This window comes from Serratia inhibens (assembly GCF_003591175.1).
Lineage (GTDB): Bacteria > Pseudomonadota > Gammaproteobacteria > Enterobacterales > Enterobacteriaceae > Serratia > Serratia inhibens.
Genome location: NZ_QYYG01000001.1, coordinates 853,142 through 875,185 on the forward strand (window position 1 = coordinate 853,142; position 22,044 = coordinate 875,185).

The 22,044-nt window shown below is 56.6% G+C and carries 24 protein-coding genes; 8 read left to right on the forward strand and 16 right to left on the reverse strand.

Annotated elements, in window-relative coordinates:
• Positions 1-22: 22 nt before the first annotated feature.
• The 5 genes from D4100_RS04035 to D4100_RS04055 all read right to left on the reverse strand — a co-directional run bounded on the left by D4100_RS04035 (position 23) and on the right by D4100_RS04055 (position 5,088).
• A complete protein-coding gene (locus D4100_RS04035; protein ID WP_043912818.1) occupies positions 23-904 on the reverse strand; it encodes a nucleoside-specific channel-forming protein Tsx in 882 nt (293 codons plus the stop codon).
• A 396-nt stretch (positions 905-1,300) separates the two neighbouring features.
• Positions 1,301-2,179 carry a hypothetical protein gene (locus D4100_RS04040; protein WP_006320442.1) on the reverse strand — a complete coding sequence of 293 codons (879 nt, stop codon included), beginning with the start codon at positions 2,177-2,179 and terminating at the stop codon, positions 1,301-1,303.
• 208 nt (positions 2,180-2,387) lie between these two features.
• Positions 2,388-2,660 (reverse strand): hypothetical protein, encoded by a 273-nt coding sequence (locus D4100_RS04045; RefSeq protein WP_006320443.1) that lies wholly within the window; start codon positions 2,658-2,660, stop codon positions 2,388-2,390.
• Between the two features lie 72 nt (positions 2,661-2,732).
• Positions 2,733-3,626, reverse strand: a complete 894-nt coding sequence (yddG, locus tag D4100_RS04050; protein WP_006320454.1) for an aromatic amino acid DMT transporter YddG — start codon at positions 3,624-3,626, stop codon at positions 2,733-2,735.
• Positions 3,627-3,717: 91 nt separating this feature from the next.
• Positions 3,718-5,088 carry an APC family permease gene (locus D4100_RS04055; RefSeq protein ID WP_006320456.1) on the reverse strand — a complete coding sequence of 457 codons (1,371 nt, stop codon included), beginning with the start codon at positions 5,086-5,088 and terminating at the stop codon, positions 3,718-3,720.
• Between the two features lie 164 nt (positions 5,089-5,252).
• On the opposite strand from D4100_RS04055, the gene D4100_RS25945 reads away from it, so the two are divergent.
• Positions 5,253-5,387, forward strand: coding sequence for a hypothetical protein (locus tag D4100_RS25945; protein WP_257784493.1), 135 nt, complete (start codon positions 5,253-5,255; stop codon positions 5,385-5,387).
• A gap of 6 nt (positions 5,388-5,393) precedes the next feature.
• Here the strand turns inward: D4100_RS25945 and D4100_RS04065 are convergent, their stop codons facing one another.
• A complete protein-coding gene (locus D4100_RS04065; protein ID WP_006320458.1) occupies positions 5,394-6,812 on the reverse strand; it encodes a glutamine synthetase family protein in 1,419 nt (472 codons plus the stop codon).
• Positions 6,813-7,051: 239 nt separating this feature from the next.
• Here D4100_RS04065 and puuD point away from each other — a divergent pair, with 239 nt between their 5' ends.
• Genes puuD through D4100_RS04085 form a run of 4 tightly spaced genes read left to right on the forward strand, consistent with a single transcriptional unit; the run spans position 7,052 to position 11,171 of the window.
• Positions 7,052-7,813, forward strand: coding sequence for a gamma-glutamyl-gamma-aminobutyrate hydrolase (gene puuD, locus D4100_RS04070; RefSeq protein WP_006320459.1), 762 nt, complete (start codon positions 7,052-7,054; stop codon positions 7,811-7,813).
• Positions 7,810-8,367: an HTH-type transcriptional regulator PuuR gene (gene puuR, locus D4100_RS04075; RefSeq protein ID WP_006320460.1), complete on the forward strand. Its 558-nt coding sequence runs from the start codon at positions 7,810-7,812 to the stop codon at positions 8,365-8,367. The genes puuD and puuR overlap by 4 nt, the downstream gene beginning before the upstream one ends.
• 15 nt (positions 8,368-8,382) lie before the next feature.
• Entirely contained in the window at positions 8,383-9,879 is a 1,497-nt protein-coding gene (puuC, locus tag D4100_RS04080) for an aldehyde dehydrogenase PuuC (protein ID WP_119803193.1), read from the forward strand.
• 11 nt (positions 9,880-9,890) lie between these two features.
• The gene (locus D4100_RS04085) at positions 9,891-11,171 is read left to right on the forward strand and encodes an NAD(P)/FAD-dependent oxidoreductase (RefSeq protein ID WP_119803195.1); all 1,281 of its coding nucleotides are present in this window, start codon (positions 9,891-9,893) and stop codon (positions 11,169-11,171) included.
• Between the two features lie 39 nt (positions 11,172-11,210).
• On the opposite strand, the gene budC is transcribed toward D4100_RS04085, so the two are convergent.
• The 3 genes from budC to cspE form a co-directional block, all read right to left on the reverse strand.
• Positions 11,211-11,966 (reverse strand): meso-2,3-butanediol dehydrogenase, encoded by a 756-nt coding sequence (budC, locus tag D4100_RS04090; RefSeq protein WP_006320465.1) that lies wholly within the window; start codon positions 11,964-11,966, stop codon positions 11,211-11,213.
• Positions 11,967-12,296: 330 nt separating this feature from the next.
• Positions 12,297-12,725: a universal stress protein gene (locus tag D4100_RS04095; RefSeq protein ID WP_006320473.1), complete on the reverse strand. Its 429-nt coding sequence runs from the start codon at positions 12,723-12,725 to the stop codon at positions 12,297-12,299.
• 502 nt (positions 12,726-13,227) lie between these two features.
• A complete protein-coding gene (gene cspE, locus D4100_RS04100) occupies positions 13,228-13,440 on the reverse strand; it encodes a transcription antiterminator/RNA stability regulator CspE (RefSeq protein ID WP_004943356.1) in 213 nt (70 codons plus the stop codon).
• 399 nt (positions 13,441-13,839) lie between these two features.
• Between cspE and D4100_RS04105 the strand changes: the two genes are divergently transcribed.
• The 3 genes from D4100_RS04105 (at position 13,840) to D4100_RS04115 (ending at position 15,699) form a co-directional block, all read left to right on the forward strand.
• Entirely contained in the window at positions 13,840-14,460 is a 621-nt protein-coding gene (locus D4100_RS04105; RefSeq protein ID WP_006320475.1) for a LysE family transporter, read from the forward strand.
• 48 nt (positions 14,461-14,508) lie between these two features.
• Positions 14,509-14,838 (forward strand): DHCW motif cupin fold protein, encoded by a 330-nt coding sequence (locus D4100_RS04110; RefSeq protein WP_006320478.1) that lies wholly within the window; start codon positions 14,509-14,511, stop codon positions 14,836-14,838.
• A 540-nt stretch (positions 14,839-15,378) separates the two neighbouring features.
• Positions 15,379-15,699, forward strand: coding sequence for a hypothetical protein (locus D4100_RS04115; protein WP_237141130.1), 321 nt, complete (start codon positions 15,379-15,381; stop codon positions 15,697-15,699).
• Between the two features lie 50 nt (positions 15,700-15,749).
• Here D4100_RS04115 and D4100_RS04120 read toward each other — a convergent pair whose 3' ends face one another.
• The 7 genes from D4100_RS04120 to rhaB all read right to left on the reverse strand — a co-directional run bounded on the left by D4100_RS04120 (position 15,750) and on the right by rhaB (position 21,895).
• Positions 15,750-16,394, reverse strand: a complete 645-nt coding sequence (locus D4100_RS04120) for a Qnr family pentapeptide repeat protein (protein ID WP_006320480.1) — start codon at positions 16,392-16,394, stop codon at positions 15,750-15,752.
• A 149-nt stretch (positions 16,395-16,543) separates the two neighbouring features.
• Positions 16,544-17,287, reverse strand: a complete 744-nt coding sequence (locus D4100_RS04125) for a DUF3658 domain-containing protein (protein WP_006320481.1) — start codon at positions 17,285-17,287, stop codon at positions 16,544-16,546.
• 147 nt (positions 17,288-17,434) lie between these two features.
• A complete protein-coding gene (locus tag D4100_RS04130; RefSeq protein ID WP_004943339.1) occupies positions 17,435-17,644 on the reverse strand; it encodes a hypothetical protein in 210 nt (69 codons plus the stop codon).
• 368 nt (positions 17,645-18,012) lie between these two features.
• The gene (gene rhaM, locus D4100_RS04135; RefSeq protein ID WP_006320484.1) at positions 18,013-18,327 is read right to left on the reverse strand and encodes an L-rhamnose mutarotase; all 315 of its coding nucleotides are present in this window, start codon (positions 18,325-18,327) and stop codon (positions 18,013-18,015) included.
• Positions 18,324-19,160: a rhamnulose-1-phosphate aldolase gene (rhaD, locus tag D4100_RS04140; protein ID WP_119803197.1), complete on the reverse strand. Its 837-nt coding sequence runs from the start codon at positions 19,158-19,160 to the stop codon at positions 18,324-18,326. Before rhaD ends, rhaM begins: the two co-directional genes overlap by 4 nt.
• 9 nt (positions 19,161-19,169) lie before the next feature.
• Entirely contained in the window at positions 19,170-20,426 is a 1,257-nt protein-coding gene (locus D4100_RS04145) for an L-rhamnose isomerase (protein ID WP_119803199.1), read from the reverse strand.
• Positions 20,423-21,895: a rhamnulokinase gene (gene rhaB / locus D4100_RS04150; protein ID WP_119803201.1), complete on the reverse strand. Its 1,473-nt coding sequence runs from the start codon at positions 21,893-21,895 to the stop codon at positions 20,423-20,425. The genes D4100_RS04145 and rhaB overlap by 4 nt, the downstream gene beginning before the upstream one ends.
• Positions 21,896-22,044 lie beyond the last annotated feature (149 nt).

Genomic DNA, 22,044 nt, shown 5'->3' on the forward strand with positions numbered 1-22,044 from the left:
CTGTTTCTGATACCACGGAAAATCAGAAGTTATAACCGGCCACGAGGTAATAGGCCCAGCCTGTAGATTTAATTGGGCCCTGCGGCGTACCGATCTCCGAGCCATCTTGCCACTGGCCGCCGTTATGGAAGTAACGGGCCACGAACGAGTAGTGCCAGTGATCGTAGTTCAGCGCCAGAATGTGGCTGGAAGCGATCGAGTTGCTGGTGCGAACCTGTTTGCCGGTACCGTCGGTCCAGTTGCTGTCTTTGCCCAGATCGGAACCGAAGTCAAAGTTGGTGAAACCGATGTAGCTCAGGTTTCCGCCCCACACTTGGGTCAACGGCACAAAATATTTCACCTTGAAACGGTAACCGTCCCAGCTGTTCTCATTGGCAGCCTGGTAGTTTTCCCACTGGTATTTGGCATAGATGTTCATCGACAGGCTCATCGGCAGCCCGGTATCGATGTCGGTGCCCAGACCCATATACCAGGTATTCTGACGGCCGTCGGCGTTGTGGCCCAGATCATAAATGTAGTTGTTGGCGAAGTACCACTCTTTGAACGGCCCGAAGCTCAGATCGGTGCCGGTCAGCTTGTCGATGGAGAAGCGCGGTTCGATCTCCATAAACAGCGGTGAACCCTTGTCCCAGATGCCGCGGTCCGGCGTGTTGCCGACACCGAAGAACTTAGGCACGTCAACGTAGCCATAGAAATCGAACCAATCTTTTTTGGCGAAGGCTTCGTACTCAAGATACAGATCGTTGTTCAACTGCGGCCCGAAACGGGTGTGGTAACTGCCCACTACGTTAACGCTCTGGTGCCACCAATCCGAGACGAATTGGCTGTCTTTGCTATCAGCCATTGATGATGCACTGTAAGACGCTGCGAGCAATACACCTGCTGCTAGAGCTATTTTTTTCATTTTTATTACCACATGCTTAAAGGGCCATTTCCTGCCCGTTAGAAAAGATGACAATGAGTCTGACGACACCTGGCGTTGCCCCCGCTGACTGTTTCTCGGGCGACGCGCGCATTATAGAAATCACCGAGTGTAATAATCTGTGATCCAGTTATGCATTTCGCGAATAGGTAATCGATTGCGTTCGCATTTGTCAAATTATGTTTCATGCAAATTCACGATCGATGTGATTTTTGTCATGTACGGTGATTTATAAAGCAGTTTTCGTGCCAATTATGAACGACACCCAAAACGAGTGCAGATGACATTTTTCGAGGTTAAAAAGCCGGAACAAATTGGCCGGCAGAGGGGGGATGGCATACAACATGAGAGCGATGACGATGGAAAGCGCTACCGGCATTAACCGAACATATTGCCAAACATGCGCTGCAAGAAGGGTTTCTTCTTGCGGGTAATGGTGTTGCCGTCATACCGCTTTTGCGATTGCTTGTTAAAGTGGCCGAAAAGCTGTGGATTGCGGTACTGTTCCAGGGTGTAACCCGCCGCCAGCGCTTCGTGATAGTACTGTTCAAACAGTTCGCGCAGATCGTCACGGTAATGGCTGTAAATTTTACCGTCAAACCAATGGCTACGATTTTCAGATTGCAGGCGCGGCAGCGAGAAGCGGTGCGAGAACTGGCTCCCCATGTCTGAGTAATGCAATGCCTTCAACGCTTCCAACGGTAAATCATCGCCGTCGAGATTGCTGTATTCAGGCGCCAGGGATTCAACATATTCAGGGTGTTGTTCAAAGAACTGCTGCAGCTTTTTATGGCCATGCCGGTCACGGTGCAATTCTTCGAGCGGCGGCAGAAAATGCGCCGCGGCTTCACAATCCCACAGCATTTCCCCCAGCCGTAAATCCTTGCCGATGCCCGATGCCAATATGGCTTTCCCCTCTTCCATGGGATGATGCCAAATTTCTGCAATGTCGCTGAGATACAAAACATCGGCATCCGAATAAAATGCGCGCCCCTGAAAATTACAAAACGCAGGAATGCCCCAGCGGAACGCCGAAAAAGGCGTAGCCCAGCATTCCGTATTCCAACCAACGCCTGCGCCGCTGGAGTGCCAGAAACTGGCTGGATCCCGTGAAAGCCTCATCCATTCGATATGGACGGGGATGGATGCATGTTTACGCAGGCTATATTCCAGAACCATCATCTGTTCCAGATCGCAATCATTCGGATCGCAGCCAATAAAAACAAGAGCGGTATCTGCCGGTCGAGTCATGGTCATTCAGTCAACATCCCTATAAGCCACATCAATCCTGTAATATTAACAACGACTATCAGAATATTCTAATGGCAAATAGAAATCCTTATCATTCCCCTTAAAGGCGGAAATGACAAACTGATATAATCAATTGAATTTAAAAAATAAATCAACAAAGCAATCTGGTGCGCCCGCCCTTATTTTAAGAAAAAGCAGAACGGGCCCCCACCCTTCAGCGTGCACCCGGCACCGCTTTGGCAATATTTTCCTGGCGGAAAACCACCTCCTGCCCCGGTGCCACCTCCCACTCTTTAGGTGGGATGTCCACCTTCGGCGCAGCGGCAACCACCGAGCCGAAAATCAACTTGCCTTCCCGGCGCAGTATGCCGACATCAAGCTGGTATTCATGGCGCAAGTTAGCGGTGGTCAGGCGCACTGTATCACCGCGCATATAGTTTTCATCGTCAATCACTGGCTGCTGAATGAATTGGATATCGTTTCTCATTTTTATGATCCTTCAGGCACTATCGCTAGTTAAATTCTAGTCCAACATCCCAGGGTCGACTGATAATTTCCGTTACTTTCCACGGGTTGCCCGCCAGCAGATCAGCGAACCGAGCGTGACCATCACCACGCCCTGCCAGAAACTGACCGTCAGCGAAGTATCGAGCACCAGCGCGGCAAATACCGCCGACAGCACCGGTGTAAAATAGGATACCGTCGCCAACAGCGTCATGTTGCCGTGCAAAATGCCGACATTCCACGCCGCATAACCGGCGCCCATCGCCATACCGGCACACAGCAGCGTCAAACTCACCGGCCAGGTAAACTGCATGCCGCTTTCGTCGCTGAAGGCATATTTCAGCCACAGCGCCACGGCGGTCAGCGTAATAAACAGCACCACGCCGTTGCTGCCCTGCGCAATTTTTTTGGTCAGGTTGCAGTACAGCGCCCAAATCACTGCACCGCCAAAAGCCAGCGAATAACTCAGCGGGTTACTGCGCACATTCTCCAGCATCTGCGCCGGCGACCATCCGCCCTCACCGCTCATGATCCAGCCAATGCCGAACAGCGACAACAACAGCCCGGGCAACAACCACCATTTGGCTTTTTGCCCATTGAACACCAGCGCCATCAGCACGGTAAAACAGGGCCAGAGATAGTTGATCATCCCCACTTCTATCGCCTGCAACCGGGTATTGGCATAGCCCAGCGACAGCGACAGGCAGATCTCATAACTGACAAACAACAGGCTGCCGAGGATCAGATAAAGGCGGGGAAAATGGCGCAGATTCGGCAGGCGGAGCACCAGCAACAAAAACAGTGCACTGACGCTGTAGATCATCGCCGCGCCGCCGATAGGCCCCAACCCTTCGCTAACGCTGCGGATCAGGCCAACGACGCTGCTCCACAGCAGGATCGCCAATAAACCGAGCAGCGTGGCTTTGTATGGGGTGGGTAAAGAAAACATGAAAGCGATCCAATGGGTTATTTTTTATCGGAATTTTCACTCTACTGCCGGATGGCAGAAAAAGAAAGGCGGGAAAACCCGCCTGATTTCGCTATTGCTGCGGCTGCCGCTCAAACTGCGGCGGTGGCTGGCGGAAACGCCGGGTGAGGTACACCAGATAAGCAAAGCCCAGTGCCGCCCAGATCAACCCCATGGTCAGAGAACTTTTTTCCAGGTTCAACCACAGCACCGCCACCGTCAACGCACCAATCAGCGGCAGGATCAGGTAGTTGAAACGGTCCTTCCAGCTTTTGTTGCGCCTCTCGCGAATAAAGAAATGGCTGATGACCGACAGATTAACGAAGGTGAAGGCCACCAGCGCGCCGAAGTTGATCAGCGCCGTGGCGGTGACCAGATCAAAAGACAGCGCGGACAGCGCCACCAGCCCAACCATCAGCACGTTCAATGCCGGCGTACGCCATTTCGGGTGGATATAACCGAAGAATTTTTCCGGGAACACGTTATCGCGCCCCATCACGTACAACAGCCGTGAAACGCTGGCGTGCGAAGCCAGGCCGGAAGCCAGCGTGTTGATAAAGGTGGTGCAAAGGAAGATGGCCTGGAACAGCTTGCCACCCACGTACAGTGCGATTTCCGGCAGCGCCGCATCCGGCTGCTGAAAACGTTGAATGGAAGGGAAAAACAGCTGGATAAAGAACGATACGCTGATAAAGATCACCCCGCCGTACAGCGCGGTAAGGAAGATTGCACGCGGGATCACCTTGGCGGCATTGGGCGTTTCTTCACACAGGGTGGTGACCGCATCGAAACCGAGGAACGAGAAACACAGGATGGTAGCGCCGGTGATAATCGGCAACAGATGCGCGTTCTCACTGATGAACGGCTGCAAACTCCATACCCTTCCTACCCCTTCGCCGTTGTGCAGTCCTTGCACCACCAGATAGATAAACACCAGAATAATCGCCACCTGGGCCAGTACGAACAACGTATTGAAGTTGGCCACCAGATTGACGCTTTTCAGGTTAATCGCCGTCATGATGATCACGAACCCCACTACCCACATCCAGGGCGGCACCTCGGGGAACAGCGCAGTCAGGTAAATTTTCGCCAGCAGCGTGTTGATCATCGGCAAGAACAGATAATCCAGCAGCGAGGACCAGCCGACCAGAAAGCCGACGTGCGGGTTGATCGCTTTCTGCGCATAGGTGTAAGCCGAGCCGGCGGTCGGGAACTGGCGTACCAGCTTGCCGTAGCTGATGGCGGTAAACAGCACCCCGGCCAGCGCAAACAGGTAGGAAGCAGGCACATGGCCGTCGGTGACGCCGGACACGATGCCGAAAGTATCGAACACCGTCATCGGCGTCAGATACGCCAGGCCCATCATCACCACCTGCCACAGCTTGAGGGTTTTGCGCAGTTGCGGCTTGGCCGCCGGATTACAGTCAGTAGCATTAATCGTCATAGCGCTTCCCCTCGTTGTCCTCTGCTGGTAACCGTTTAACGTCATTCAGAGAGGCCCCGGGGAAACTGCTGCTCGGGCGGCGGAAAAAGCGATAGCGAAGGCCTGCGGATGGCCCGTATTCACTGCGGCACGGGCAAGCGCCCGCGCTGACTGACGGAAAAATAATGGCTGTCATGGTTATTTCCTCGCCGGCGTCCTGTACGCCTGAATGGAAGAAATGCGGTACCGCGGCGCGCAGCTTCGCAGGCCACAGGATAGCCGGCGCAATGCGCCAGACGCGCGCGGTAGGTTCGGATTGAGCGGGGTCAGGCGTTTTTCAGCATCCACTCGATTTCGGTTTCGGTGATCAGGCGCTCGAACTGCACCATTTCATCCGTTTTACAGGCCAGGTAAACATGGCTGAACCTTTCGCCGAGCAGCGCATTCAACACCGGCTGGTGCTCGAACTCGTACAGCGCATCGCTCTGGCGGATCGGGAACGCCAGTCCCTCCTGTTCCAATCCGTTGCCGGTCACCGGCTCTTGCAGCGGCAACGGCGTTTCCAGCCCGTAAACAATCCCCGCCAAAATGGTCGCCATCACCAGATAAGGGTTGGCATCGGCGCCGGCCACGCGGTACTCCACGCGGTGGTTATCGCGATCGCCGCAGGGGATGCGCAGCGCCACGGTGCGGTTGTTATGGCCCCAGGAAGCCTGGGTCGGCACGTACATGCCCGGCTGGAAGCGGCGATAGGCGTTAACGTTGGGCGCCAGCAACGCAATAGAAGAAGGCATCAGGGCGATCATCCCCGCCAGCGCCTGCTTCAGCAACGCGGAATCCTCGCCGTCGTCATCGGCCAATACGTTGTTGCCCTGTTTGTCGAGCATGCTGATATGCACGTGCATGCCGCTGCCGGCATGTTCTTCATACGGCTTGGCCATAAAGGTGGCGTGCATATTGTGGTTTTCCGCCACCATGCGGATCAGGCGCTTCAGCGCCAACGCGTGGTCGCAGGCTTGCAGAACGTTATCGGTATGATGCAGATTTACCTCAAACTGGCCCGGTGAGGCTTCCGCCACCGCGCCGTCCGCCGGGATGCCCTGCAAGCGCGCCAGCTCGTCGATGTCGCTCAGCACGTCGGCGAAGTGATTAAGGTTGTCGACGGAATACACCTGGCTCTGGGTATTGCGCTCCTGAGTGCCTGGCGCACACGGCGGCTGAAGATAGCCTTCCGAGTCGCGCTGGCGATCAATGAGATAGAACTCCAACTCTACCGCTACTACGGGGGAAAGCCCGCGCTGACGCAAACGCTGCCACACTCGGTTCAGCACATTACGCGGTTCAACGTCAAAGGGAGTACCATCTTCATCCAGCATGGTGAGCAGTACCTGGCCGATATATTGCGGATCCGCCGCCGACGGCGTCAGCGTGCCCGGCACCGGGACACAGATATGATCCGGCTCGCCCAGTTCCTGCCCCAGCCCGGCTTCTTCCACTACGTTGCCGAGAATATCCATCGCAAACACCGACGCCGGGAAGTAACAGCCCTTCTCCAGCTTGCTCAGGCCACTGACGGGTATGCGTTTGCCGCGGAAGCTGCCGTTGAGATCGGTCAGCAGAACGTCAACGTGCTGAGTCAATGGATAACGTTCCAGGTACTGCTTCACTTCACGCTGGAACGCGCTACTTCGCCTTTCTTCGTTGTGCTGAACAAAGTTTTCCACTTCTACTATGTTGGTCTGCATGATTCACCCGCCATTTATGTTTTTGTCTGTGGTTCCCACACCTATTGCCATCGATATTTTTTGACCATCGCGTTCAATATAATGCCCACCAATGAAACATAGTTGCAACAAATTTGTTTTGCAAGTGTTAATTTGAGTTTGAATATTGCCCATTTGACTGCTAGATTTATAAAATATTGAACGAAAACGGCACTGGAGAAGCTTATCGTTCATAATTTCGAACAACCCAAGGGGATAGCATGGGCAATATATTTAACAGACCGATGGTCGGCGTAGTGATGTGCAGGTATAGGTTAAACGAGCATCTCACCCAGACCTTGCAAGAAAAGTACCTGAATGCAGTAATCACCGCCGGAGGGCTGCCGATCGCCCTGCCGCACGCGCTGGCGGAGCCCGCACTGCTGGAAGAATTGCTGCCGCACCTCGATGGCATTTTGCTGCCCGGCAGCCCCAGTAACGTGCAGCCGCACCTTTATGGTGAAAACGGCGATGAGCCTGACGCCGATCCCGGGCGAGATGAATTGAGCCTGGCGCTGATCCGTCATGCGCTCGACAGGCGCATTCCCCTTTTCGCCATTTGCCGCGGCATGCAGGAAATGGTGGTCGCCACCCAAGGCACTTTGCATCGTCGATTGTTTGAACTGCCCGAACTGCTCGAACACCGTGAAGATCACGACCTGCCGCTGGATCAACAATACGCCCCCGCCCACGAAGTCATCGTTCAGGACGGCGGGCTGCTTTCGCAACTGATACCGGATTGCAACAGATTCTGGGTTAACTCACTGCACGGGCAAGGGTCAAAAACCCTCGGCCCCAACGTCCGCATCGAAGCCCACGCCGCCGATGGGCTGGTGGAGGCGATCAGCCTGCGTGACCAGCCCTTCGCGCTGGGCGTGCAATGGCACCCGGAATGGAACAGTGAGGAGTACGCCCTGTCACGCCTGTTGTTTGATGGCTTCATTACCGCTTGCCGGCACTACCAAAAGGAAAAACGCCTATGAGCGATGTCAGCTTGGCACCGGGAAAACGTCTGTCGCAGATCCGCCAGCAATTAGGGTTGTCACAGCGCCGCGCCGCCGAACTGTCTGGATTAACCCACAGCGCCATCAGCACTATCGAGCAGGACAAGGTCAGCCCGGCCATCAGTACGCTGCAAAAGCTGCTGACGGTGTATGGGCTGTCGCTGTCGGCGTTTTTCGCCGAGCCGGAAAAACCGGATGAGACGCGGATTGTCATCGATCATGAAGACCTGATCGAGATTGGCAGCCAGGGGGTGTCGATGAAGCTGATTCACAACGGCGACCCCAACCGCACGCTGGCGATGATGATCGAAACCTACGAACCGGGTACCACCACCGGCGAACGCATCAAACATCAGGGGGAAGAGATAGGCACGCTGCTGGAAGGCGAAGTGCTGTTGCAGGTCAACGGGCAGAACTATCACCTGCTGGCCGGCCAGAGCTACGCCATCAACACCGGCATTCCCCACAGTTTCAGCAACACGTCGGCGCGGATTTGCCGGATTATCAGCGCCCATACGCCGACGACATTCTGATCAACGGAGCAAGGCATGGACTTCCATCACCTGCAGTATTGGCAACACCGGGCGCAAGCCCTGAATATTGAGAACCGACTGTTTATTAATGGCCGTTATCAACAGGCCGCTGAAGGCGAAACCTTTACCCTGGAGGATCCTGCCGCTCAGCGCGAATTGACGCAGGTGGCGCGGGGGAGCAGCGCCGATATCGATCTGGCGGTCAGCGCGGCGCGCGAGGTGTTTGAACGCGGCGACTGGTCACGGGCCGCACCGGCGCAACGCAAGGCTACCTTGCTGCAACTGGCGGCATTGATGGAGCAACACCACGAGGAACTGGCACTGCTGGAAACGCTGGATACCGGCAAGCCGATCCTCCACAGCCTGCGCGACGACGTGCCCGGCGCTATCCGCTGTCTGCGCTGGTACGCCGAAGCTGTCGACAAGGTCTACGGCGAAATAGCCCCCACCGGCGGCGACGCACTGGCGTTGATCGAACGCGAGCCGATCGGGGTAGTTGGCGCTATCGTACCCTGGAACTTCCCGCTGCTGCTGGCCTGCTGGAAACTCGGTCCGGCGCTGGCCACCGGCAATAGCGTGATCCTCAAACCTTCGGAGAAATCCCCGCTGAGCGCGATCTATCTGGGCAAGCTGGCGCAACAGGCCGGGCTGCCGGACGGCGTGCTGAACATCATCCCCGGTTACGGCCAGGATGCGGGCAAGGCGCTGGCGCTGCATAACGACGTCGACGCCCTCACCTTCACCGGCTCCACCCTGGTCGCCAAACAGCTGATGATCTATGCCGGCCAATCCAATATGAAACGCGTATGGCTGGAAGCCGGCGGCAAAAGCGCCAATATCATTTTTGCCGACTGCCCGGATCTGGACAAAGCGGCACAGGGCGCGGCGGCGGGTATCTTCTACAACCAGGGGCAAGTGTGTATCGCCGGCACCCGGCTGCTGGTGGAAGAGAGCATTCAGCAGGAATTCTTGCAAGCCCTGCGCAAGCATGCGGCAGCCTTTATGCCGGGGGATCCGCTCGATCCGGCCACGGTGATGGGCACGCTGATCGATCAGGCCCACTGTGAAAAAGTGGCCGATTATATCGAGCAAGGGTTGAGCCAGGGCGCGGCGCTGTTCCTTGATGGCCGCGAGCACCCGCGCAGCGGCCATGCCGGTTATCTCGGCCCAACCATTCTCACCCAGGTGGATAACACCATGAGCGTGGCGCGCGATGAGATTTTCGGTCCGGTACTGGCGGTAACCTCCTTTAACGACGAACAACAGGCATTGCAGTTAGCCAACGACAGCGAGTATGGCCTGGGCGCCGCCGTCTGGACGCGCGACCTGTCCCGCGCCCACCGCATGGCTCGCCAGTTGAAAGCCGGTTCGGTTTTCGTCAATAACTACAACGACGGAGACATGACAGTGCCGTTTGGCGGCTACAAGCAAAGCGGCAATGGCCGCGACAAATCGCTGCATGCGCTGGATAAATTCACCGAACTGAAAACCACCTGGATTTCGCTGGAATAAGGGCACCCATCATGACTGAACACGTAAAAAGCTATTATGCGGCTTCGGCCAACAGCCATCAGCCCTGGCCGCAACTGAATGAATCTATTGAATGCGACGTTTGCATCGTCGGCGGCGGCTACACAGGTCTGTCTTCTGCGCTGTTCCTGGTTGAGGCCGGCTACAACGTGGTGGTGCTGGAATCCGCCCGCATCGGCTTCGGCGCCAGCGGCCGTAACGGCGGCCAGTTGGTGAATTCCTACAGCCGCGACATTGACGTCATCGAAGAACGCTATGGCGCAGAAAGCGCCCGGGTGCTCGGCAGCATGATGTTCGAAGGCGCAGAGATCATTCGCAGCCGTATCAAGCGATACGCCATCGAATGCGACTATCGCCCCGGCGGCATCTTCGCGGCGCTGAACAACCGGCAATATCATGCGCTGATCGAGCAGAAACAAAATTGGGAGCGCTACGGCAATACCCAGCTGGAGCTGCTGGACGCCGGGCGCATCCGTGAGGAAGTGAACAGCGAACGCTACGTCGGTGCGCTGCTGGATCACAGCGGCGGCCATATTCATCCGCTGAATCTGGCGCTCGGCGAAGCCGAGGCGATTCGCCTGCAGGGCGGGCGCATCTTCGAGCAGTCGGCAGTGACCGACATCCGCCACGGTGAACCCGCGCTGGTCAGTACCGCAGGCGGCCAGGTGAAAGCGCGCTATGTGATTGTGGCCGGTAATGCTTACCTGGGCGATAAGCTGGAACCCAGGTTGGCGAAACGCAGCATGCCGTGCGGCACGCAGGTGGTCGCTACCGAACCGCTGGCGCCGGAAGTCGCGCAGTCGCTCATTCCGCAGAACTACTGCGTGGAAGACTGCAACTACCTGCTGGATTATTACCGCATTACCGGCGATAACCGCCTGCTGTACGGTGGCGGCGTGGTGTATGGCGCGCGCGATCCGGACGATATCGATAATCTGATTCGGCCAAAACTGTTGAAAACCTTCCCGCAGTTGAAAGGCGTACGCATCGACTACCGCTGGACCGGCAACTTCCTGCTCACGCTGTCGCGCATGCCGCAATTCGGCCGGCTGGAGAATAATGTGTATTACATGCAGGGCTACAGCGGCCACGGCGTGACCTGTACCCATCTGGCGGGCAAGTTGATTGCCGAACTGATGCGCGGCGATGCGGAGCGTTTCGATGCCTTTGCCAAGTTGCCGCACCTGCCGTTCTTCGGTGGCCGCAACCTGCAAATCCCGTTCACCGCGATTGGCGCAGCCTACTATACGCTGCGGGATCGGATTGGGGTGTGATGCTGAGGGGCCCGGCGTGCCGGGCCTCCGTACTCATGGTTATACGATCTTCGGTTGACCGTCTGATGCGGTCGCGCCGCCGTCAACCGGGATGTTGGCGCCGTTGATAAAGCTGGCGTCGTCGCTGGCCAGAAACGCCATCACCGCCGCCACTTCTTCCGGCTCTGCCGCACGCCCCAACGCAATACGCTCGTTGAACTTGTCGCGGATCTCCTGCGGCCAGCCATTGGTCATATTGGTTTTTACCAGGCTCGGGCACACCGAATTCACGCGTACGCCGTCACCGCCGTGATCCAACGCCATGGCGCGCGTCAGGTTGACCACCGCCCCTTTCGCCGCGCAGTAATAAGCCGCCCCCCAGTCGCCGCCCAGGCCGGATACCGAGGCGGTGTTGACGATACAGCCCTTGGTTTTCAGCAGATGGGGCATCGCGAATTTTGAGCAGAACACCACACCGTCGATATCCACCCCGGCGATGCGCCGCCAGTCGGCTACGCTGGTTTCCAGCACGGTACCCGCCACATGCACGCCGGCATTGTTCAGCAGCACGTCGATACGGCCCAACTTCGCCGCCACCTCGTTCATCATTTTTTCAACCGCAACCGGGTCGGAAACGTCGATGTGCACCGCCATCGCCCTGCCTTTCGGCAGCGAAGCGGCAACGGCATCTACCGCGTCCTTCGCCCAGTCCGCCAGCACCACCACGGCCCCCTCGGCGGAAAACCGGCGTGCTGCCGCTTCCCCCATTCCGTTGCCTGCTCCGGTGATCACTACCACTTTATTGTCGAAACGCATGAGACCTCCTCCATGTGAATATATTTCTATAAATCATACAAATCCTGCTGAGTTCCGAGGATAAAACTCATGGAGGGCAAGGGCCAGTCAAAACGTGCGCTTTATTAATCATAAAGAGGTATCTCCTGACAATTCAGCACATAAAGCCGGGCATTATCAGAATTAAGCCAATGCTTTGATAGCATTGATAAAATCAAGCAACGGGACTATTTCAACAAGGAATCATCAGCAATCTATAAGTTCAATAACGTCCCTATACCGCCGCTCGTTGGATAAGCGGCAGTAATAGGAAATCGCCGCCGCTTCGTTTAGCGACGGCGATGAACAAGCTTATTTTTTGTCGATGGGGACCACCAGCAGATCAACCTGCAGGTGGTTGATGGCCTGTCGCGCCGATGACATCAGCCGGCTCCAGATATCCTGGTGATGACCAAAAATCACCAAATCAATGCCCTTCGCCTTCACCGCCCTGTTCAGCTCTTCCGTCAACTCGCCACGCCCGATAATCACCTCCTCGACCGGATAGGATGACTGGCCCTTGATCGCATTCAGCATATTTTTCGCGCGTTCCGAAAAAGTGCGGTCAGTGTAGTTGTATTCACCCACGCCCAGTTCGGCGTAATAACCGGTATGGTGGATATCGATATAGATCAGGGATAGCCTGGCATTGAGCGCGTCGGCCAGCCTGGCGCCTTTACCGAGCAGAAACTCCGCGTCTTCGCTGAGATCGGTTGCGACAACGATATGTTGATAAGCCATGATGCTGCCCTCCACATTGCGCTGATGAACAGAAATGGTGCCCCCGACAGGGGCCTTTCACTCGTTTCTTATACAGTTCAAGTTTAGTTCAGCGCCAAGATTAGCGCTTGCCTGGCCCCGATGGGTCTGGTCATGGAACTGTGTATTCTGATCGACAGGCATAAAAAAACCCCGGCGTTTAGCCAGGGTCATCAATGTTTGCCGGTTACTTTCCCGGCTGTCATGTTATGGCGTAAGCGTCCATCGAACACTCCAACGTTACGCAGCCTAAGCACAACTTTTTCACAACAGAAAAAAAGACTGAATCAGTGTCGTTATTAAGGCGGCGACGCCAATCTGTTTTTCTGTTGAGAATATTTACCGCAACTAAAATAGCGCGAAATATTCATATTTAGATAAACTCCGGGTAATCCCGGAGTTTATTCGGGCAACGCTTTTATTTCTTATCCGCTCCGGCTTAAACCATCATCGCTATCGCAAGAAATAAAACATTACCTTAAAATTATAAAACTACTACGTTGCCTGCTGAAGGGCCTTTTGCACCACTTTCGATGGTGAACTCAACGCGCTGGCCTTCATCAAGAGTTTTGAAATCATTGCTCTGAATGGCAGAGAAGTGTACGAACACGTCTTTGCTGCCGTCTGCAGGAGAGATAAAACCAAAGCCTTTACCCGCATCAAACCATTTTACCAAACCAGTCATTTTAGTAGACATAGATATTTCCTTTATATTTTGAGACGCCATACGGCGATAGAGGTCTGTTTTTGTTGGAAACTTATTGGGCACTAGAGAAGGTAATTCGCGGGAGAAGAGGTATCTATGGGATATCACTAATACTGAGAACTGCTTTACTAAAACTGCTTTCATAAGGTCTGTACTACAAACCGATGACGCTATTTACACACAGCCAGATTATTTAAGCAAGGAATATTTATAATTATATTTATTTACACTATGAATTTATTACGTTCCCCCGCGCGGAAAACTCACCGCCAGGAAAGGCGGCCTACGGACGAAAGAAAAATCTCCCTCTCCACAGGATATCGGGATGGATTGTGGCCGCGATTCATTATAAAACTGCTGATATGTTCCTTTCTGATCGGCTGTAACATGATGATCGATATGCCCGCAGTAATCGCCGTCTTCACCCTGTATGTGGTTGGCGTAGTGGTGCCTGGCCCCAATTTTGTCGCCGTAGCGCATAAAGCCGTCTCTGCCCGCCGGGCGGAAGCCTTCGCGCTGGTAGCCGGTATCGTGCTGGTCAATCTGTTCTGGGCCAGCGGAGCAATCCTCGGCATCGGCCTGGTTTTTGCCCTGTTCCCCTGGCTGGCGATGGCGGTCAAGATCGCCGGGGCCGGGTATCTGATTTGGTTTGGCTGCCGCCTGTTCGCCAAGGCCAAGCCCACCTCGGGTTTGATAAACGCCGGCCCCCGTGCAAAAAGTGGAGCCCGCGTCGCCTTTCTGCAGGGTATCGCGACCAATATTGCCAATCCCAAATCTGTCGCCTTCTACGCGGCGGTATTCTCGTCAGCGGCCCCGGCGCACGTCTCAGCGGCGACCTTCGCCGCCATGCTGGCGGAAGTGGCGGTGATTGCCGGTTGTTGGTACGGGTTGGTCGTCCTGGTGCTGTCGCACGCCCCGATCGCCAGCGCCTACCGCCGCAGCAAAGCCCATATCGACAGGATCTGCGGCGCGTTGATTGTTGGGTTGGGAATACGGCAGTTGCTGCGTTGAGGGTGGCGGATTCGCCCAATTTATAGGCTATATCTCAGGAAAAAAACCATGAAAATATCCGACCTCCCCTTCGGCATCACTGACTGGCAAGACATCGCCGCGACGGAGCACCCAGGCGTTACCGGCATGGCCTACTGGCGAACTCGCCGGTTCGGCGACCTGCGCGTAAGAATGGTTGAATATACGGCCGACTACCTGGCAGATCATTGGTGTACCAAAGGCCATATTCTTCTGTGTCTGAGTGGTGAGTTGCATACCGAGTTGGCCGATGGCAGACGCTTTGTTCTGCTGCCGGGCATGAGCTATCAGGTGGCGGACGACGCAGAACCGCACCGCTCGTCAACACCAGGCGGGGCGCGACTGTTTATCGTCGATTAATACCCGCCCCCGCCTCCAGGGGCTTTGGTTATGTCTTATCAAGGCTATTTATGCGCTGGGCCAACCATCGGCCCCGCTCATCCTCACAAGGATGCTGCCCTGCCTGGCGACTTCGGCCTAATGCAATCACCGCCCGGTTTTCACGAGGCGTACCAACGGGAAAATCCGCTTAGGTTTAGATAACTGCACTACGGCAGGCACCCTCAGTATTTATCTGCATGTATCTACGGCCTGAACATCGCGCTCAGATGACCCTTTTTGCCACCGTTGCCTGGATTCTTTACTGATATAAAGGTGAAGGGTTGTCAGTTGTACCTTGTTAACAAACCCCATCCAATTGTCATGATTTAGTAACAAAACCTTAACTAATCAATAAGTTCTCGACACCGGCGCATCACCGTTGTTAGGATCATTATTGTGAAGTACTAATATAGTTACCTAAGTGATTGTCACGGGATGGTTATGATTTACAAAAAGACAATGGCTCTGGCAGCCCTTGCTATCAGTCTGACAGGGTGTCAGCCGACGCCACCCAGCTATGTGTCAAACGCTAATGCGCTGCTGGAAAAACAAATCACCCATATTGCCGGTGAAAAGGCCAGGTGCCAATACACCAGTAAAAACGGTTTCTGGCTTTCCGCTTGCTCTTCATCTGATACGCACGCCTCCCCTTTGTTCGCGCTGTTCGAACCAGAAGGCGTGATGCAGGCCAGCGATAACCTGGCGATTTTTGTTACGCCGGTCAATGAAGACGCCCGTTATTTCACCCAACAGCCGGGTTTCACCATCCCGGTAACGACGCGGAAAATTCCGGTCAATGCCGATGCAGTGATCAACTCACTGGCCCCGGCGACACGCTAGTTTTTCCAGCCCTGTCAGGAGAAGCCGACGCTCCTCAATGCGGCAAAGGCTTAACCGATAATCGCAATACCCAGGCGCTCCATGATTTGGAACGCCTGATAACTGTCCAGCTTGACCCCTTGCAAATCGATGCCACGCACGTCCAGCTCGCCCAATTCAGAATTGGTCAGGTCGCAATGGGTAAAGTTGGCGGCACGCCAGTCGAACGAAGAAAATTCGCCCCCGGAGAGATCTGAGCCGCTAAAGGTCGCGCCGAGGATCTGCGCCCCATTCCAGCGGTTTTCCCACAGCTCGCACTTCTCCAGCACCACTTTCGAAAAGTTGGCGTAGCTGAGGTTGGTTTTGGTGATGTAAGCACTGCAGAACCAGGTACGCGTGGTGATCATGTTCATAAAACTGGCACCGCGAAAATCGGCACCCTGGGCGCGGCACTCGCGGATTTCAATGCCCAGCGCGCTGGCATTTCTGAAGTCCGCCATCGATAAATCGCAGCTTTTGAAGCCGGCGTCTTTCAATAACGCGCGGCTGAAATTGCCGCCTTGCCGGCTCTCGCGATCATAAAACTGGCAGCCGATAAACTCGGTGCCGGTCAGATCAGCCCCCGAGAAATCACAGTTGCGAAAAATGCCGTTTTCAATCTTCTCACCGGTAAACCGGTTACGATCAATTTTTTCACCATCCAAAACCAGCGCCATGCAATCCACCTGTTTATTTATACAGTCAGCGGCGCATTATAAGCCGATCCTCTCGGTGGAGAAAACCGCTTTGGCGTACTTTCCCCGCCGAAAGGCACAAAAAAAACAGGGAAAGGCACAAAAAAAACCGTCATAGGGTGTGAGGGCGTTTATGCCTGCCTGACCTTGATGCGGTTCATGTTCATACCGGCGGTCTGAGCCTGCAATGCGCCCTGTGCAATCAAGGCGTACAAACGGAAATTAAGAAAGGTATCCCCCACCGGATAGGGTGAATTCACCATAGCTTCGCCCACCACCCGCGAACCCTGCGTGTAATCTGCGGGGCAGGCATCCAGCAACTGGCGGTCGTAAAAATCCTGCGCCTGACCCTGTAGCGCGTTTTCCGCGAAGATCCGCACCTGGGCATTTTCTGCCAGCAGGCGATACCAGTCGACGGTGAGCGCGGTTTTCTCTTCCGGCGTCAGCTCACGCCGCCGGATCCACAGCGGTTCCAGCATCTCCGCCGGACACCAGTGGGTGCTCGGTCGCCCGGTGTGTTCGGTTACGCTGACGACAAAGAGGGGGCGCTCGCCAAGCAGCGGCAGCAACGCACGCAGCATCAGCTGTTCATCGGCGTTATCGCCAACCCACAGGGTCACTTGCCCGGTGACGGCGGCAAGCTGCGCCTTTAACGTCGTCATACCCGCCTGACACACCTCAGAGGTGTCCCACTCGGGTGCATGAACGGATTGGTACAGATCGCGAAACCAGCGGGTTCTGGCCTGCACCGCGCTATCGTCGTCGAGCGCATACAGCGGCCCAAATGACAGTCTGTCGGGAAAATCCAGCACGTCCTCTCCCGGGTAAGCCAGCCGCACACAGCTGCCCGACAATGCGATATGCACATCCTTCATCAACGTTCTCCTCACGCTCTTTCCTAAGATAATCCTGAGGTCGATTTTACAACTTTTCCCGCTTCGCTCTATGACAAACAATCCGAATATGTCGGACAAAATGCAAAAAACCGCCCACAAGGGCGGTTGACGATGGGGTGCAGGAATTTACTTTAACGCTTCCTGAATGGCATCCGCCATGGGGCCAATGTGCTTTTCGGCGGCTTTCAGCTGAAAATCCACGCCGTTGCCGTCGTTGGTATCGGACAATGTGGCCTTAATCAACTCCAGCGCCGCCTGCACCGCCACCAGCCTTTTATGCTGTTCGTCCGTGACGGGTTTGGAGCTCATCGTCGCCGGGTAGTATTGCTCTAACATCCTTCTCTCCTTGTGATTGGGCCAACCCCTACCCTACCAGCCTTTCCCCGGTTCTCTAATGAGGCAGATCACTCTATCGTCCCACAGGGGCCTGGGTGGCGAAAAAACGAACTGCAATGGAACGAGCCGACGTTTTCAGCAGGTGATCCCCCTATGCCATTTCAAGGAAGCTGTCACTGCGGCGCCGTCACCTTTACGGTGAAGGCCGATTGCCTACGCTAAAAGCCCGGACGGCGCGGCGATGTGCGCCATCAATCTACGCTGCGTGCCTGCCCTGGCGCTGGATGGGTTGAAAATACACCCGTTTGCCGGTGCCAGTGCCTGAATGACGACAAGGCGGGAAATATCCCGCCTTGTTATGTTGTCCGCTACGCCAAATAAAACACCGGTTTCAGCGCCTCGCTCACCGGGCTATTATCGGCATGGCTCGGCATTAAATCACGCATCGACAACCACCAGCGTTGGCACACGTCGGTGCCGGCCACCGCCTGCCAGCGCGCCTCAGATTCAATCTCGACTACCGCGAACAACAGGCTGCGCCCGGTATCCAGAAAGATGCTGTAATGATGCGCCCCATGCTGTTTCAGCGTCTGCGCCAGCTCCGGCCAGATCGGCGCATGGCGGCGCTGATACTCCTCATGAGCATGCGGATAGACCTGCATCACAAACGCCTTGCGGATCATAACTCAGGTTCCACGTTAAGCGCCGCCGCCCAGGGTTTCACCTCGAAACGTTCGCCGAGCGCGATCAACTGCGTTTTGCTGATGGTCTGCTTCATGCCATTCATCGACAACACCTTCACCAGCACCTGCGCCGATTTTTCTGCCGTGTCGATCAGGCCGAAGGCTTCGTCCAGAGAAGGGCCGGCGGCAAAAATGCCGTGGAATGGCCACAACACCAGCGAATGCGAACGCATCTGCCTCGAGGTTTGCTCGCCGATGCCGTCAGTGCCCGGCACCATCCAGGGCACGATGCCGACACCGTCCGGGAACACCACCAGGCACTCGGTGCTGCCTTCCCACAGCAGGCGAGTGAAGCTCGCCGCATCCAGTTCCAGCACATAGCTCAGGGCAATCAAGTTGGTGGCATGGCAGTGCATGATCACCCGGTCGCGCCCATCGGTCAGCGTTTTGCGCACACAGTGCGACTGAAAATGCGACGCCAGTTCCGAGGTCGGCACGCCGCCGTTGGTCAGCCCCCAGTGAATGCTGTAGGCGTGGCCGTCTTCGCTGACCCGCAGCAGTACCAGGCTGTCGGCGGGATCAAGCTGCACATTGCGGAAAAACTTGCCCGAACCTGTCACCAGGAACCAGCAGTTGGCCAGCTCAACCGCCGGCCGGCTCAGCTCGACCCGGCGCGGCTGAGGATAAAAATCGGCGGCGTAGGGTTGCACCTCTTCGTCCAGCAAACGCAGGCTGACGTTGCCGCCGTTGCGTTCGTCCCAGCCCTTGAGCCACATATCCGCGGTGGCTTTCACCATGCCCTGAACAAACCATGAAGTAAGAAGTTGTTGCATACGGCGCCCTTAACGTTGATTGAGGATCTGTTTTTCGTACTGGCGGACTTCGCCCAGCCAGCCGGCATCGGCGGGCACGTCATGGCGCAGGCAGTAAGCCTCCCAAACCGCCTGCCACGGCAGCGATTTTTGCTCTTCCAGCATCGCCAGCCGCGCGGTGTAATCACCGTCGCTTTCCAGCCGGCGCAGCAGCTCTACCGGCTCCAGCAACGCGCGCAGCAGCGCCTTGCGGGCATTGCGCGTGCCGATCACCCAGGCGGCGATGCGGTTGATCGAAGCATCGAAGAAGTCGAGGCCGATATGCACCTTGTCCAGCAGGTTGTGGCGCACAATCTCATGGGCGATGGCCTGGGTTTCGTCATCCAGCAGCACCACGTGGTCGCTGTCCCAGCGCACCGGGCGGCTGACGTGCAGCAACAGGCGCGGCACGAACAGCATGGCGGTGGAGATTTTGTCGGAAATCACTTCGGTCGGGTGGAAATGGCCGGCATCCAGCGTCAGCGCCACCTGACGGCTGGTGGCGTAGCCCATGTAAAACTCATTGGATCCCACGGTGTAGCTTTCCGCGCCAATGCCGAACAGTTTGCTTTCCACCGCGTCAATGTGATGACGGGGATCCAGCGGCTGGCTTATCACCTCATCCAGCGCACTCAACAGGCGCTGGCGCGGCGCCAGGCGATCGACGGTGAGATCTTTCATACCGTCCGGCACCCAGATATTCATCACCGACGGCGTGCCTAACTGCTCGCCGAAATAAGCTGAAACCCGACGGCTGGCCTGACAATGCTCAATCCAGAAACGGCGGATGGCCGGATCGGCGTGCGCCAGGGTGAACCCGTCGCTGCTCAGCGGGTGCGAAAAGCAGCTTGGATTGAAATCCAGCCCCAGACGGTGAGTCCTGGCCCACTCCACCCAATGGCGAAAATGCGCCGGTTCAATCGCGTTGCGTTCCACCGGGGTCTCGCTCTCGAGATAGATCGCATGCAGGTTCACCCGCTTCGGCCCCGGGATCAGGGATATCGCACGCTCCAGATCGGCGCGCAATTGGTTGGCGTTGGTTGCCCTGCCGGGGTAGTTGCCGGTGGCCTGAATGCCGCCGGTCAGCGCACCCTGCGGGTTTTCAAAACCGCGCACGTCGTCGCCCTGCCAGCAATGCATGGAGATGGGGATGCGGTCCAACTGAGCCAGCGCCTGCTCAACGTCGATACCGACGTCCTCAAAGCGCTGTCTGGCGAGCGCAAACGCCTGTTCAATAAGTCGGGTCATAAGCAAAATTCCTTGGTCGAGGGAGTCAGCGTTTGAAACCGCAACCAACCTGCCGCCAGGGGGCCGGTGGGCTGCGGTGAAAAAATCTGTTGAGGAAAGTTAGCGGCCAGGACTCGCCGGAAGGTTGCGACGTCCGCCACCTCCCCCAGCGCGATCAACTGGCTGCCGACGTTGCCCAGCGTCGAGGCTTCTGTCGGCCCGGCCGACAGCGGGATGCCGCAGGCATTTGCGCACAGCTGGTTAAGCAAAGGGTTCTGACTGCCGCCACCCACGATATGCAACCGGCTGAAGGGCTGCCCGCGCAAGCTCTGCAATTCGCCCAACACCTGGCGATACGACAGCGCCAGGCTGTCGAAAATGCAGCGCGCCAGCGCGGCGGGCGTTTGCGGTGCCGGCATGCCCTGCTCGATGCAGGCATCCTGAATTTCGCGCACCATGCCCGGCGGGTTGATAAAGCGCGGGGCGTTGGGATGGATCAGCGAACGGCAGCCCGGCTGCGCCGCCGCGTCCTCGATCAACCGGCACAGGTCGGCAATATTCAGTTCGTCGCACACCCGTTGCAGCAGCCACAACCCCATGATGTTTTTCAATACCCGATAACGCCCTTCCGCACCGCCTTCGTTGGTCACGTTGGCCGCCAGCGCCGCGGCGTCGGTGTAAGGTTGCCGGCTCTCAAAGCCCATCAATGACCAGGTGCCGGAGCTGAGGTAAGCCGCGTGCTCATCCTGCAGCGGCGTTGCCAGCACCGCACTGGCGGTATCATGAGAGGCCACCGCAATCACCGGCACCCGCGCGCCGCGCGCCGTCCGCCAATGGCCCACGGTGTTGCCCGGTGCCGTCGGGCGGCCAAACCAGGCCGCTTTCGCCCCGGCCCAGGCCAGCAGCTCCTCATCCCACTCGCCGCTATGAATATTCAGCAGTTGGGTCGTGGTGGCGTTGGTGTATTCCCAGTTCAGTTGCCCGGTGAGCCGATAATGCAGGTAGTCCGGGATCAATAAAGCATGGGCGACATGCGGCACCAGCTCCGGATGACGCCGGCTAAAAGCGCGCAACTGGTAAAGGGTGTTGAAAGGCAAAAACTGGATGCCGGTGCGCTGGTACAACCGCCCGGCACCGATCTCGCGCTGCGCCTGTTGCATCAGGCCATGAGTGCGGCCATCGCGATAGGCGACCGGCAGGCCGACGCGTCGCCCTTCGGCGTCCAGCAGCAGATAATCCACCCCCCAGGCATCAATACCGATGCTGTCCGGCGTAATGCCCTGTTCATCCAACTGCCGCAACCCCTGGCGTATCGCCCGCTCCAGCGCTTCGATGTCCCAGCAGTCATGGCCGTCGATCGGGGTCAGGCCGTTGCTGAAACGGGTGACTTCATGCAGAGTGATTTGCCGAGAGTCAGGCCGGTAGCAGCCCAGCATGACGCGGCCGCTGGAGGCGCCGAGATCGACAGAGACGATATTGCGAAGGGTCATGGCGTGGCTTCCTGATGAATCGATGACATCAGTCTAAAATCCTGCGCGAACCGCACCTTGTCGCCACTGCCAGCCGGCCTGCGCTGCTGGCAATACCGCAAAGATTAACGTGACGCATTTCACACTTCGCGCTTTTACCGCCCTGACCG

Excerpts from the sequence above, each read along its gene's own strand:
- D4100_RS04065 (WP_006320458.1), bottom strand. The coding sequence starts at position 6,812 with ATGCAGACCAACATAGTAGAAGTGGAAAACTTTGTTCAGCACAACGAA.
- D4100_RS04045 (WP_006320443.1), bottom strand. The coding sequence starts at position 2,660 with ATGAGAAACGATATCCAATTCATTCAGCAGCCAGTGATTGACGATGAA.
- D4100_RS04125 (WP_006320481.1), bottom strand. The coding sequence starts at position 17,287 with ATGAAGGATGTGCATATCGCATTGTCGGGCAGCTGTGTGCGGCTGGCT.
- budC (WP_006320465.1), bottom strand. The coding sequence starts at position 11,966 with ATGCGTTTCGACAATAAAGTGGTAGTGATCACCGGAGCAGGCAACGGA.
- D4100_RS04055 (WP_006320456.1), bottom strand. The coding sequence starts at position 5,088 with ATGACGATTAATGCTACTGACTGTAATCCGGCGGCCAAGCCGCAACTG.
- puuD (WP_006320459.1), top strand. The coding sequence starts at position 7,052 with ATGGGCAATATATTTAACAGACCGATGGTCGGCGTAGTGATGTGCAGG.
- puuR (WP_006320460.1), top strand. The coding sequence starts at position 7,810 with ATGAGCGATGTCAGCTTGGCACCGGGAAAACGTCTGTCGCAGATCCGC.
- D4100_RS04130 (WP_004943339.1), bottom strand. The coding sequence starts at position 17,644 with ATGTTAGAGCAATACTACCCGGCGACGATGAGCTCCAAACCCGTCACG.
- D4100_RS04095 (WP_006320473.1), bottom strand. The coding sequence starts at position 12,725 with ATGGCTTATCAACATATCGTTGTCGCAACCGATCTCAGCGAAGACGCG.
- D4100_RS04085 (WP_119803195.1), top strand. The coding sequence starts at position 9,891 with ATGACTGAACACGTAAAAAGCTATTATGCGGCTTCGGCCAACAGCCAT.
- yddG (WP_006320454.1), bottom strand. The coding sequence starts at position 3,626 with ATGTTTTCTTTACCCACCCCATACAAAGCCACGCTGCTCGGTTTATTG.
- D4100_RS04145 (WP_119803199.1), bottom strand. The coding sequence starts at position 20,426 with ATGACCCGACTTATTGAACAGGCGTTTGCGCTCGCCAGACAGCGCTTT.
- puuC (WP_119803193.1), top strand. The coding sequence starts at position 8,383 with ATGGACTTCCATCACCTGCAGTATTGGCAACACCGGGCGCAAGCCCTG.
- D4100_RS04035 (WP_043912818.1), bottom strand. The coding sequence starts at position 904 with ATGAAAAAAATAGCTCTAGCAGCAGGTGTATTGCTCGCAGCGTCTTAC.
- rhaM (WP_006320484.1), bottom strand. The coding sequence starts at position 18,327 with ATGATCCGCAAGGCGTTTGTGATGCAGGTCTATCCGCATGCTCATGAG.
- D4100_RS04110 (WP_006320478.1), top strand. The coding sequence starts at position 14,509 with ATGAAAATATCCGACCTCCCCTTCGGCATCACTGACTGGCAAGACATC.
- D4100_RS04120 (WP_006320480.1), bottom strand. The coding sequence starts at position 16,394 with ATGGCGCTGGTTTTGGATGGTGAAAAAATTGATCGTAACCGGTTTACC.
- rhaD (WP_119803197.1), bottom strand. The coding sequence starts at position 19,160 with ATGCAACAACTTCTTACTTCATGGTTTGTTCAGGGCATGGTGAAAGCC.
- D4100_RS25945 (WP_257784493.1), top strand. The coding sequence starts at position 5,253 with ATGGCTGTCATGGTTATTTCCTCGCCGGCGTCCTGTACGCCTGAATGG.
- rhaB (WP_119803201.1), bottom strand. The coding sequence starts at position 21,895 with ATGACCCTTCGCAATATCGTCTCTGTCGATCTCGGCGCCTCCAGCGGC.
- D4100_RS04040 (WP_006320442.1), bottom strand. The coding sequence starts at position 2,179 with ATGACCATGACTCGACCGGCAGATACCGCTCTTGTTTTTATTGGCTGC.
- cspE (WP_004943356.1), bottom strand. The coding sequence starts at position 13,440 with ATGTCTACTAAAATGACTGGTTTGGTAAAATGGTTTGATGCGGGTAAA.
- D4100_RS04105 (WP_006320475.1), top strand. The coding sequence starts at position 13,840 with ATGATCGATATGCCCGCAGTAATCGCCGTCTTCACCCTGTATGTGGTT.